Annotated in this window: 9 protein-coding genes and 1 pseudogene; 4 read left to right on the forward strand and 6 right to left on the reverse strand. The window is 66.7% G+C overall.

What is annotated here, in order from left to right:
• Nucleotides 1-57: 57 nt before the first annotated feature.
• Complete coding sequence (locus ACQPYR_RS35885; protein ID WP_433623501.1) at nt 58-1,053, forward strand: YeiH family protein; 996 nt, start codon at nt 58-60, stop codon at nt 1,051-1,053.
• Nucleotides 1,054-1,172: 119 nt separating this feature from the next.
• Nucleotides 1,173-1,334: a hypothetical protein gene (locus ACQPYR_RS35890; protein ID WP_433623503.1), complete on the forward strand. Its 162-nt coding sequence runs from the start codon at nt 1,173-1,175 to the stop codon at nt 1,332-1,334.
• Nucleotides 1,335-1,399: 65 nt separating this feature from the next.
• On the opposite strand, the gene ACQPYR_RS35895 is transcribed toward ACQPYR_RS35890, so the two are convergent.
• Genes ACQPYR_RS35895 through ACQPYR_RS35910 form a run of 4 tightly spaced genes read right to left on the reverse strand, consistent with a single transcriptional unit; the run spans nt 1,400 to nt 5,583 of the window.
• Complete coding sequence (locus tag ACQPYR_RS35895; protein WP_433623505.1) at nt 1,400-1,864, reverse strand: nitroreductase family deazaflavin-dependent oxidoreductase; 465 nt, start codon at nt 1,862-1,864, stop codon at nt 1,400-1,402.
• A 32-nt stretch (nt 1,865-1,896) separates the two neighbouring features.
• Nucleotides 1,897-4,248 carry an FtsX-like permease family protein gene (locus ACQPYR_RS35900; RefSeq protein ID WP_433635332.1) on the reverse strand — a complete coding sequence of 784 codons (2,352 nt, stop codon included), beginning with the start codon at nt 4,246-4,248 and terminating at the stop codon, nt 1,897-1,899.
• Nucleotides 4,249-4,253: 5 nt separating this feature from the next.
• Nucleotides 4,254-4,994 carry an ABC transporter ATP-binding protein gene (locus ACQPYR_RS35905; protein ID WP_433623507.1) on the reverse strand — a complete coding sequence of 247 codons (741 nt, stop codon included), beginning with the start codon at nt 4,992-4,994 and terminating at the stop codon, nt 4,254-4,256.
• Complete coding sequence (locus tag ACQPYR_RS35910) at nt 4,969-5,583, reverse strand: TetR/AcrR family transcriptional regulator (protein WP_433623509.1); 615 nt, start codon at nt 5,581-5,583, stop codon at nt 4,969-4,971. The genes ACQPYR_RS35905 and ACQPYR_RS35910 overlap by 26 nt, the downstream gene beginning before the upstream one ends.
• 395 nt (nt 5,584-5,978) lie before the next feature.
• Here ACQPYR_RS35910 and ACQPYR_RS35915 point away from each other — a divergent pair, with 395 nt between their 5' ends.
• Nucleotides 5,979-7,124 carry an alpha/beta hydrolase gene (locus tag ACQPYR_RS35915; RefSeq protein ID WP_433623511.1) on the forward strand — a complete coding sequence of 382 codons (1,146 nt, stop codon included), beginning with the start codon at nt 5,979-5,981 and terminating at the stop codon, nt 7,122-7,124.
• Nucleotides 7,125-7,398: 274 nt separating this feature from the next.
• On the opposite strand, the pseudogene ACQPYR_RS35920 reads toward ACQPYR_RS35915, so the two are convergent.
• A pseudogene (locus ACQPYR_RS35920) lies at nt 7,399-8,672 on the reverse strand (chloride channel protein); the annotation flags it as partial.
• Nucleotides 8,673-8,726: 54 nt separating this feature from the next.
• Nucleotides 8,727-10,964, reverse strand: a complete 2,238-nt coding sequence (locus ACQPYR_RS35925; RefSeq protein ID WP_433635333.1) for a hypothetical protein — start codon at nt 10,962-10,964, stop codon at nt 8,727-8,729.
• 183 nt (nt 10,965-11,147) lie between these two features.
• Here ACQPYR_RS35925 and ACQPYR_RS35930 point away from each other — a divergent pair, with 183 nt between their 5' ends.
• On the forward strand, nt 11,148-11,633 hold the full coding sequence (locus tag ACQPYR_RS35930; protein ID WP_433623513.1) for a MarR family winged helix-turn-helix transcriptional regulator: 486 nt from the start codon (nt 11,148-11,150) through the stop codon (nt 11,631-11,633).
• The last annotated feature ends 284 nt before the right edge of the window (nt 11,634-11,917 follow it).

Consider the following 11,917-nt stretch of genomic DNA (forward strand, 5'->3'; position numbering starts at 1 on the left):
AGCTGCTTGCGGATCGTGGTCTACCGGCGGGGCAACCGGGCCGTGATCGTGAGAAATATGACCTGGTTACGCCGAAATCTTCCCGGGATCGTGCTCGCCGCCGCGGTCGCCGGTGCCGCCACGGGGTCGGGCCGGGTGTTACCGATGGTGGGCGCGCCGATCATCGCCTTGTTCGGCGGAGCCGTGATCGGTGCCCTCCGACGTCGATCGGTGATGGAGACCGGGATGTTCGCGCCCGGTCTCGCCCTGATACGTCAACGATTGCTCGGCATCGCGATCGTGCTGCTCGGTCTCGGGTTGCCCGTCGGGTCGGTGCTCACCGTTGGACGGCAGACCGCCACAGTGCTTGTCGGCACACTGATCGTCGGGGCGGTCGCCGCACTCGTCGTCGGCAGAATGCTTGCGCTGGACCGTGATTCGGCGACTCTGGTCGCGGTCGGGACGACGATCTGCGGCGCGTCCGCGATCGCCGCAGCCACCGCGGTCATCAAGCCGGACAAAGAGCGGGTCGCATACGCGCTCGGCACGATCTTCGTCTTCAATATCGTTGCGGTACTCGTGTATCCGCCTCTCGGGCGGTTGCTCGGATTGTCCCAAGAGGCATTCGGTCTCTGGGCGGGTACCGCCATCAACGACACCTCCTCGGTATTGGCGGCAGGCGTAATATTCGGCTCGGCGGCAGCGCATTTCGCGGTGATCGTCAAACTCATCCGCAGTCTCATGATCGTCCCGATGTGCTTGGGCCTGCATTTCACCCGCCGCAGCTCCGGCAGCGCGAAAACCCCACTCCGGCAGAGCTTCCCGCTCTTCGTGGTGCTGTTCCTCGCCGCATCGGTCATCTCCGGCCTCGGCATCGTGCCCCGCTCCTGGACCGCACCACTCGGGCAGCTCAGCGCCTGGCTCATCGCCGCCGTCCTCGCCGCAATCGGCACATCCCTCACCTGGCAACAGCTCCGCACCGCAGGTGCACGACCACTACTGTTCGGCGGCACCCTCGCCGTGATACTGGCGGCCAGCAGTCTCGCACTGCTGACCGCCACCGGCTGGCGTTGATCCGCCGGTCCTACCCGATTGGACGGCATGTCGCTGAACAAGATCGACCGCAGCAATGCGCTTGGAGCGGTATCGGTTTCGCTCGGCGCGGCGCACGCACATCCCGAAGAAGCCGGGCCGTGTCCACCGTGCTGGTGGCCACCCCCCTCGGCGGTGTCGTCGGCCCCAACCTCACCGCCCCCACCGGCACCTTGGCCCGCGCGGCCGGCGTTCCTTATCTGGCCGGGCCGTTTCTGCCGCACCCAGTACAAGCGCAGTCCCGCGCGCAGCAGACGGGGTGACGGTTAGAGCGGTCGCGATCAATCCCGACGTCATGGCACACCGATGCCTTGGCCCGGGGCACAAGCTATCCGGTGACCAGTCGAACCATGGGGAGGGTATCCACCGGTGAACCGGTGGCGGCTTCGATGGTGCCGCGCAACCTGGTCCACGCCTTGGGATGGTGGTCGATGTAGCGTGCGAGCGCCAGCGCGGATTCGTCGGTTGTCATCGGTGTCGCGATCGCGGCCACCTTGCGGCGGAATCCGGTGGAGATCAGCACGTGCGGGTTCGCGGTGATATTGCGGTACCACTGGGCGCCGACGCCGAATCCGGAAACCACGACGTACATAGCGGATTCGGGGTGATCGACCACCTCCAGGATGACGTATCGGCGGGCGCCGGTCCGTCGCCCGGTGTGCTCCAACATCAGCAGCCGCGATCCGAACAGGAATCCGAGGCCGACCCGATAGAGGTTTATCGGTGCTCGAACCACCCATCGGGTTCGCAGCGCGCGAGCGCCGAATCTTTCGGTTCGGCTGGGAGAGTCCATTGCTCATGCTCCTTCGTCGATGGTATCGGGTGTCATTGGGCTCGTTCGCGCACGACGTGAGCGATGTCGATGCGTTGGACCAGACGTGCCGCCGGGAACTGTGACAGTCCGGCGGCTGCCAGCACCGCCACGACGGCGAGCACGGGCGCGGCGTCGCCGAAGGCGAGTCCGAAGGTGAACATGTCGCTGGTGAACGAGCGCAGCAATGCCCAGGCCGCGAAATATCCGGCGGCCAGTCCGATCGGGACGGCCAGCAGTGTCGCGGTGAGGTTTTCCGCGGCCAGCGACGCGGTGAGCCTGCGCAAGGGCACGCCTGCCGCGCGCAGGGTGGCCAGTTCGGTGGTGCGTTCGGCGAGGTTGACCGTCACGGTCACGTAGATGACCGTGAAGGCGAGCACCGTGCCGAAGATCAGCATCGCTGTGATGAACGCCCAGAACAGCCCGAGGAACCGGTCGATCTGGTCCTGCATGGCGTGGGAGTCGCTGTAAGCGATGACGCCGGGCAGCTCGGTTACCGTGGCGCGCAAGGCGTCTCGATTAGCGTTCGCGGTAAAACGTAGTAGGTAGCCGTGCAGTCCGGTGCCGCCGATGTCGGTGACGGTCGCGTCCGTGGCGTAGGCGTAGGTTCCCAGCGGTTCATCGAGCAGGCCCTTCAACTGCTCGGCTTTCGGCCTACCGGCCGTAGGTGTGACTGTGAGAATATCGCCGACCGAGACGCCGAGCTGCTTCGCCGCCGCGGCCCCGGCGAGGATGCCGGTGTCGGGCAACCGCACGCTGCCGCCACCGGGTGCGCGGAAACCGTGCATCGTGGTGTCGGGCACCAATCCGGTCAGCGTCGTGGAATACGAACGCCCACCGGCGGACAAGGTCACCGGCGTGAGACCGGTGGGCTCGACGGTGGTGACGCCGGATATGGAACGCAGTTGGGCGGCAAGCTCGTCCGACGGACTCGAGGTGATCACCGTGGCGTCCTCGCGTTCGATCTCGTCGAATTGGATGTGCAATGCCGAGCGCATGCTGGTGAGCAAGCCGACCGAGGCCAGGATCAGGACCAGGGCGAGTACGGTGCCGGTCATCGTCGCCACCGTGCGGCGACGGCCGCGCGCCAAGGAGCGCACCGTCATTCGTGCCACCACGGGTACGCGGTGCCAGTGCGTGCTCGACCGGGACCATCTATCTGGGCGCGCGGGGTGCAGGGCGTCGCCGCGCATTGCCGCGGCGGGCGCGATGCGCGCCGCGGCCACCGCCGGGGCCAGACCCGCCGCCACTCCGGTGAGCAAGCCGAGCAGCACGGCGACGATCGCGGTCGAGGGCCGGTGATCGACAACGGTGTCGGGAATCCCGACCGCCTTGGTGTAGGCGGCGGTCACCGCCGAGGTGGCGAGAAACCCACCGAGCACACCGAACACCGTGCCCGCGAGCACCATTCCCAGCCCGTAGCCGACGTAATGGCCGACGACCGTACGTCGGCGTGCGCCCATTGCCAGCATCGTCCCGATGATCGGCCGCTCAGCGAGCACGAGCCTGGTGATCAACACATATTCCGCGACAGCCGCCGCGACGAGGAACAGCGCCAGGAAGGCGACCGCGAGTTCGGAGAAGCCGCTGAGATCCTCGTGCAGGGCCGCGTTGGACGGCTGATCGGCCTTGGTCTGCACGTCGAGGGCCCCGGCGTCACGCAGCAACCGGGTGACCTGGGCGTGCTCGGATGCCGTTGCCCCGGAATTCATTTCGACGAGGGTCTGGTCGGGCCCGGGACGTCCGGACAAGCGCGCCACGTCGTTTTGGGGGGCGAACACGACCGCGAAGCCGTGCGGGTCGCCGAGCACTTCCTGGCGGCTGCGGGCCGGCCACAGGTACTCCGGTGACCAGGCGATGCCCGAGACCGTGACGGTATGCCAGCTCGTGCCGTCGAAGGTGCGCACCTGACTACCCGCGTGCAGGCCGAATGTCTGCGCCGCGTGATGCTCGACCACCACTTCGTCCGGATGGGCCGGATCCGGCAATCTCCCCGCGGCCAGGCTGATCTCGTTCACACCCGCGGGCTCGGTCAGGCCCACGATCCTGCCGAGCAGTTTCGTGTCGCCGATCGACATCGCCGTATCGGCTTGGGTGCGCACGGCAACGCGCGCCACGCCAGGTGCCCCGCGCACAGCGTCGGCGATCCGCACCGGATCTGCGCCGGTGGCGGTGAAATCGGCGAAGTGCAGGCGAGCGTAGGTCTGCTGGTAGGAGGTTTCGAGGTTACGGAAGGAGTCGTAGCTGGCCACGAACAGCAGCACACCGAGCAGCACGGTGACCGCGATCGCCGCGACCTGCGCGCCTCGACGGCGCAGATCGCGCAGAATCTTCTTCGCGAGCACCCGGTTCGACACCATGAACATCGCACTCACCACCGAATGGTCGCGGCGGCAACCGGATTCGTGTTCACCTCGTCGGCGACGACACGACCGTCGCGCATGTGGATCACCCGATCGGCGATGCTCGCTGCCGCCTCGTTGTGGGTGACCATGACAACACCGCGACCGGCCCGGCTGGTCTGCTGCAGAAGTTCGAGCACGCCCTGCCCGGTGGCCACGTCCAGCGCGCCGGTCGGCTCATCGGCCAGCAGCAGGTCCGGATCAGTCGCCAGCGCCCGCGCGATCGAGACGCGCTGCTGCTGCCCACCCGACAGCTGCGACGGGAAGCGATCGGCACGGTCGGCGAGTCCGACCGCGGCCAGCAGCCTCCGCACGCGGCGGCGATCGCCACGGCCGGTCAACTCGACGATCACCTCGACGTTCTCACGCGCGGTCAGGGTCGGGATCAGGTTGAAGAACTGGAATACGAATCCCACGTGATCGCGCCGGAATTCCCCCAGCGCAGCCGGGCTCCGGCCCGAGATATCGCGCCCCGCGACAACGATCGAACCGCAGTCGGGCGCTTCGATGCCACCGATGACATTGAGCAGTGTGGTCTTCCCCGAACCGCTCGCCCCCAGGACCGCGACCAGCTCGCCCGGTCCGACGTCGAGGTCCACATCGGTCAACGCGTGCACCGCGGCCTCGCCCGTGCCGTAGGTCTTATTCACGCCCCGCAGCGTTATGCCGCCGCGGCGGCGAGCATCACCGCTCGCATCCGTCCGATCCATCCGACTTCGCCTCGCTCGCTTGGTTTTCGGTCAACCCCGCCGCACGAAGCAGCGGGCCGGTCACATCCACCGCGCCCGGACTCGGATCGATCAGGCGATGCAGGATGAGTCCGTCCAGCAGCGCCGCGACCACCACAGCCGTCGCTTCGGGATCGGTCACCACGCCGTTGGCGCGGAACCAATTCGCCATCGCCGCCCGCGCCTCGGCCAGCAATCGGCCGAGCTCGATACGCAGCCGTTCGTGTCGCGTGGCCGCCAGCATCATCTCCGTCATCGCCACCGTGACCGGATCGGCCGCTGTATACGAGGCGATGGCGGCGAGCATCCCGCGCATCGCCTCCGGCCCAGGCAGCGCCAGCACACCGGCCATCACCGACTCGTACTCCCGCCGCGCGGCAGACACCGACGCATCGATCAACAGGTCGGTTACCGAGTGGAAGTGATAGTGCACCACCCCGGGACGCACCCCGGCGCGCTCGGCCACCATGCGCGTACTCACCGCGCCCCAGCCATATTCGGCGACGAGTTCGATCGCCGCTGCCATCAGGCGGGCACGGGTCTGTCGACCTTGTTCGGCTGCGGTTGCCACCAGACCTCCGATTGGACGATCACCTTGGGCGTATGCCCAAAATAACATCAATCGATGGCACTCTGCAATAGTTGCAGCATGCTTGTATCTGAAGGCGTGGCGCTACCCGCACAACCATTGCCGCAATAGTTGTTCGAAACCACGCTCTGCCGAATCTATCGATGCTGACATCGCACGGCCGTGCCGATCCTGCCGCGACCGGGAGCACCTTCCATCGGAGGCCAAAGGCGGCATATCGCAACTGTTGCACTAGGCGTTGATCCGGTAGCCTCCGATTCCGTGACGCACGACGCTCCGGCACGAGGTCCCCTGTGCTCGATGCCTGTTTCCGCTCGCGGAATCGCCGTGGCGCAACGGGATACGATGGCGGATGAAGGCCGCCGCACGACGATTCGATGAGCCTGACCGGCGATTGGCTTTTCTACACCGTGATCGCCGCGGCTCTCGCCGCGGTTGTGATCACTCTGTCGGCCTGGAATTCGGTGCGCGGCCCGCGCTCGGTGCGCTGGCTGACTCGACTGCTGATGATCGGCATGTGTCAGGCGACCGCGGTCGCGGTACTGGGGCTGTGGGTCAATGACAATTTTGCTCTCTACAGCTCGTGGAATGATCTGCTCGGCGAACCGGCCGCCGACGACACCTCGTCGGGCGGGTCATCCGGCGCCGCCATCTTCCACGACCTTGGTGACCGGGTCAGCGCCGCTGAATACCGCGGCCCTCGGTCGCGTCTTCGGGGGCGGGTATTGGTCTGGACGCCACCGCAATACGACCAGCCCGAGTACCGCGGCGAGCGTTTCCCGGTGATCATGTTGTTGCACGGAGTTCCCGGAACGCCGCAGGCATGGATCAAGGGCGGCCGCGTCACCACCGGGCAGGCCGAGATGATGCGCAAAGGTCAACTGGCGCCAGCGATTCTGGTCATGCCACGGGTCGATCCCGGTGGAAATACCGACTGTGCCGACATGCCCCGCGGCGCGCAGACTGCGACATGGCTGTCCCAGGACGTGCGCAATCTGGTTACCGGCCATTTTCGTGCGATCGGCGAAGCCTCCGGGTGGGCGATGGCCGGGGACTCGACCGGTGGCTTCTGCGCGATCACGTTGCCACTGCGGTATCCGGCACAGTTCGCCACCGGACTCGCGTTCAGCCCCGACGACTTTCACGGCGATCCCGATGTCGTGCCGAGCCGGACGCTGCGTCGGCTCAACGACCCGATTCGCCTTGTCGGCACTGGAGCGCCGGTTGCGCTGCTGGTGGCGACGAGCCGGCGCGACCCGTCCAGCACACCCGCCAATGCCCGAGCGCTGGTCGCCGACGCGAAGGCGCCGACGCAGGTCGCGCCGCCGCTGATCGTCGATGACGGCGGCCACAATTGGGGGACCTGGCGGGCGATGTATCCCACAGCGTTCGGCTGGCTCAACACTCATCTGAGTCCACCACAAAAACCATCCGCGCCAGCCGCACAGGCCATCCCCCAGCCCGGCACCACCGAGCCGCCGCAACGGCGCCAGCCCTGTCCGTCGGTATGTTCTCCGCATTGACATCGGCTCTGCCGCAGTCGATCCAGATGAGCGCGCTACCGGCCCGGTTTCGGGTGTAGGACCGCGAGCAGGTCTTCGTGGTTATCCAGCCGATCACGGCGGTGTGGTCGGAATCGACCACGGGAAGCCCGGTGCCGCCGTGGCCCGCGAGTGCGATGGCGACGTCGCCGCGGCGCAGCAGTTTTCGCGTGTAAATGGTGTCTTTCGACAATAGCCGCGACACCGCTGTGGCCATTGCGACGGCGGCCATCAGGGGCAGGATGATGCGGTACTCGCCGGTGAGTTCGAACAGGATGATGACCGCCGTAATGGGAGCGCGGGTCGCCCCGCCGAGCGCCGCGGCCATCCCGACCAAACCGTACGCACCGGGGGATTCCTTTGCGCCGGGCAGGATCTGGTGCGCGATCTCACCGAATGCGGTACCGGCCATCGCACCGATGAACAAAGTGGGCGCGAAGACCCCGCCGGAGCCACCGATACCGATCGTGAGGCTGGTGGCCACTATCTTCCCGACCAGCAGCAGTGCCAGCATGCCGAGCAGGTACTTGCCCTCGACCGCGTTTCCAGCACGGGGTATCCGACGCCGTACATCTGCGGCAGGGCGATGAGCAGTCCGCCCAGCAGCAGTCCGCCGACGGCGGGGCGCGCCCATTCGGGACCGCGCCAGGCCCAGTCGCATAGATCCTCGATCAGGTACAGCACCTTCGAGAAGCACACGCCCACGATCCCCACCGCCAAGCCGAGCAGCAGGTACAGCGGGTATTCGACGGGGTTGCGGACCGCGAAGACCGGCAGGGTCAGAAACGCCTGGTCGCCGAGGACGGCCCGGCCCACCACGCTCGCGGTTACGCTGGACAGCACGATCGCGCCGAAGGATTCGGCGGCGAAGTCGCGCAGGATCAGTTCCATGGCGAAGAACGGCCCGGCCAGCGGTGCATTGAAGGTCGCGGCGATACCGCCCGCCGCGCCGCAGGCCACCAGCAGTCGCACACGCTGGGTATCGAGCCGAATCAGCTGTGCGACGGCCGATCCGGCGGCCGATCCGATCTGCACGGTCGGCCCTTCCCGGCCCACCGAGCCGCCCCCGCCGATACACAGCGCCGAGGCCACCGCCTCGAGCACGACCACCTGCGGCGCGATGCGTCCGCCGCGTTCGGTCACCGCGTACATCACTTCGGGTACACCGTGCCCGCGCGTTTCCGGCGCGAACCGGTACACGATCGGCCCGTAGATCGCACCGGCCGCGACCGGGGCCAGCAGCAGGAACCAGCAGCCGAGTGCGGGCCAATGGGCCCAGGTGATCCGGCCGAGCCCGGAGTAGTCGTCGTAACCGGTGAACAGGCGGGTGGCCGCGCTGATCAGGAACCGGAACGCCACTGCCGCGACGCCTGTCACCACGCCGACGCCGACAGCCATGACCTGGACGCCCGCCGAGCTCTCCCGCAGCCAGCCGGGAAGCGTCCGGTGCGAGCCGAGAGAGATTCGGAGCCTGTTTTGCGTGGCCCCGTCGAGCAATAGCATGCAGTATGCAATAGTTGTCGTATACATGCGATCCCGGTTGCGGCATCCGTGATCGAAGACCCCGCACCCGGGCTCGGATGATCAGACGAGTACCGGGGCCGTCGAGGGCTCGGTCTCGGGACCGAACTGTTCCACGGCCGTGTCGGCGTCGATGCCGCCGCCCCGACGGCGCTCGCGACGGTGTGACCACTGCAGCAGGCCAAGACCCAACAGTCCGGCCAGGGCGGTGGCGATGCCGATCTTCCAGCCCGGCGGCCGCCAAGCCACGATCAGGTCGCTACCGCGGGTGCCAGGCGGGATATCCACGGCGACAAAGGTATTCGCGACACGGTGGAAGCCGATGTCGAACCCGTCGAGGGTGACGCGATAGCCGGGCCAGGCCAGCCGGGCGAACACCAGCCGCCCACCTTCGGCCGAGTCGACCCGCAAGTGGCTGCTGACACTGTCGCGGCCGACCTGGGTGAAGGTGACGCCCTGTGCGTCGGCGGGACCCGCGCTGGTGGAGATCGGGCCGTCCTCGCGTTCGAGCACCCATATGTCGCGTTCGTGACCGGGGGAATCGACAAATTTCCACCCTGGTGGGGCGGGATGGTTGCCCGCGTCCGGATACTGGGCACGTTGCAGCACAACACGATCCACCTTCATCAGGTCGACATAGGTTCGCCCGGTGGACGGTTCGACCGAGAAGGCCGCGCCGAACGCTGCCGGGCAGGTGCTGCCGTCCCAGCCCATGCACAACAGCTTGCTGAACTTCCGGTAGCCGATCGGGGTGTAGGCGTTGACGTATTCCAGCCCCATGTTCTTGGCGTAGTTGCCGAACGCCAGCGAACCCCAGGCTCGGTCGAGGCTCTGTTCGGCGGGCGGCACCAAGGCGCGGTCGCCGAGTTGCAGTGTGACGCCGTCGAAATGCGGGAACACCGCACGCACGTCCGAACGCCGTTCCGGGAAGTGATACGACAAAGGTGTCGGCGCTTGCGCCGCGACCTGGTAGTACGCGATGGGGAACATGGCCGCTATGGCAAGCACGCAGGCCGCCGCCACACCACGAGTACGCGCCAGCCACACCAGCGCCGCGGTGAGCACGGCCACGACTGCCACCGCTCCCAGATGCCGCAGCACCAGATGCGGCGCCGCGCTGAAGGATCGGACGAACAGCAACCCGATCAGCACCGCGACCGCGACGCCCCGGCGTCGCCAGTCGGCGAAACTCCCGTATCGGGACAGCAATACACACACCAGCACCAGCAGGCCGACCGCCAGCATGGGCAGCACTCGGGCGGGCCAACGCAACGGACCGATGCGCCCCGGCCCCGCGGTCCACATCAGGAACATGAGCGCGAACAGGCCCGCCCCGGCGAACTCGCGCCACGACCGCCGCACGGCGGCCCAATCGATGAAAGCCAGCAACGGAATCAGGAACCAGGCGATGTAGACCATGGGGATCGGCTGCACGTATCCCCACCAGCCGGTGAAGGCCGGAACGGTGCTGGGCAGGCTGGCGTTCAGCGATTCCGACCAGCCCACATTCAAGAAGTCCTCGTTGAGGACGCGCTGGTTGCCGCGCCACGTCACCGATGAGGAAAGCATCCCCGGTAGATAGGTTTCCAGTCCCGCCAGGCCCGCGCAGGCCGCCACGGCCAGCAGCCGCAGCGAAGGCCCCCATGCTCGCCGGTACACCACCTCCCCGACAACCACCGCCACGATCATGAGCGCGGCTTCGACCGCGGGAAAAACGTATTGGACCGAGATGGCCAAGTACAGGAACACGAACACCGGAATCGGCCCGTTCCACCAGCGCCTGTCTTCCGACTCGACACGCACATAACGCACGGCCGAGGCCCACGCGTGCAACATCCACGCGGTGCCGGTGAGCGAAGTGGCCCAACTGGATTCGTCGAAGAACAGGAACCATCCCGACAGCGGGAAAGCCACGCCCGCCACCGCGGCCCACGGCGTGCGCGCCCCATAGGCCAGACACACCCGAAATACGCCCAATGCGGCGATGATCGAGAAGATCAGCTTCACGACCGTCACATACAGCGCCAGGTTGTCCACCTCTGGCGCGAACCAGTCCACCAGCAACTGCGGCGGGTTGTAGAGTCCCGCCTCCTCCAGGGAGTAATTGCCCGACATCCACTCCCACGGCACCAATGCCGGGAACCGCCCTTGATGCAGGTGCCGCCCCAGCATGACCCACATGGGCCCGTACTGCGATTCGGTGTCGTCGGTATAGAAGTGGCGCGGATTGGCCAGCAGCACCGACGCATACCCCGCGACCACGCCGACGATGGTGACGAATCCCCACCGGCACACGTCCATTCGAGCCTCGGGCGATGTGCGAACTACCACGAGTCGTGGACCCTACCGGATAAGAGCAGTATGCAACAGTTGTGGTTTGCCTGAGTTCTGTACCGGCACCACGGCGATCCGGATACCCGCGAGCAGGGCGCGCGCGGCACGATAGAAAGATAGGTACACACGGAGTCGGTGGAGGTGGTCGCGATGGCGAAAGACACAGTGGTCGGAGAGTCGGCCGACGAGATCACCGATGCGCTGCTGGCCGCGTCCCGATTGCTCGTCGCCATGTCCGCGCGCTCGATCGCACTCGTCGACGAATCCATCACCATCCCCCAATTCCGGACCCTGGTGATCCTGTCGACCCGGGGACCGTCCAAGGTCGTCACGCTCGCTCAATCGCTCAATGTTCAGCCGTCGACGGCGGCCCGCATGGTCGACCGACTGGTCACCGCGGGGCTGGTGAACCGCAAACCCAATCCCGATTCGCGCCGCGAGCTGATCATCGAGTTGACCACGCTCGGACATCGAGTCGTCGACCGGGTGACCGACCATCGACGGAACGAAATCGCCACCGTCGTGGAACGGATGTCCGAGCGGGACCGATCCGGGCTGGTGCGGGCGCTCACCGCCTTCACCAATGCGGGCGGCGAACCCCAGCTCGCGTTCGACATCGACAGTTATCAACTCTGATCGAAAACATCCGATCCTACGACGAGCGGCGTCACACCGTTCTTCCCCGGACGGCGAGCGCAGGATTCTTGTTGTGCTGCCCGACCCCTCGACGGGTCGTGTGCAGCCGCCGAGAGCCCCGGCGGCCTAGTGGCAAGGCCGCGCAGTTAGCGGTTCAGTTGGTGTGTCAATCGAATGATGGTGTGGGGCTTGGTATGCCGTGACGTAGGACAGCGGAGCGCCTGGTAGAAGAGGTTTGTCACTCCAAGACAACTCTTCACTGGGAGCTCCGCTGTCGGATCAGT

The sequence above is a fragment of the Nocardia sp. CA-120079 genome, assembly GCF_050955745.1.
Classification (GTDB): Bacteria; Actinomycetota; Actinomycetes; order Mycobacteriales; family Mycobacteriaceae; genus Nocardia.

Coding starts and splice junctions, on each gene's coding strand:
- ACQPYR_RS35885 (WP_433623501.1), top strand. CDS start 58: ATGACCTGGTTACGCCGAAATCTTCCCGGGATCGTGCTCGCCGCCGCG.
- ACQPYR_RS35895 (WP_433623505.1), bottom strand. CDS start 1,864: ATGGACTCTCCCAGCCGAACCGAAAGATTCGGCGCTCGCGCGCTGCGA.
- ACQPYR_RS35900 (WP_433635332.1), bottom strand. CDS start 4,248: ATGTTCATGGTGTCGAACCGGGTGCTCGCGAAGAAGATTCTGCGCGAT.
- ACQPYR_RS35905 (WP_433623507.1), bottom strand. CDS start 4,994: ATGGATCGGACGGATGCGAGCGGTGATGCTCGCCGCCGCGGCGGCATA.
- ACQPYR_RS35915 (WP_433623511.1), top strand. CDS start 5,979: ATGAGCCTGACCGGCGATTGGCTTTTCTACACCGTGATCGCCGCGGCT.
- ACQPYR_RS35925 (WP_433635333.1), bottom strand. CDS start 10,964: ATGGACGTGTGCCGGTGGGGATTCGTCACCATCGTCGGCGTGGTCGCG.
- ACQPYR_RS35930 (WP_433623513.1), top strand. CDS start 11,148: ATGGCGAAAGACACAGTGGTCGGAGAGTCGGCCGACGAGATCACCGAT.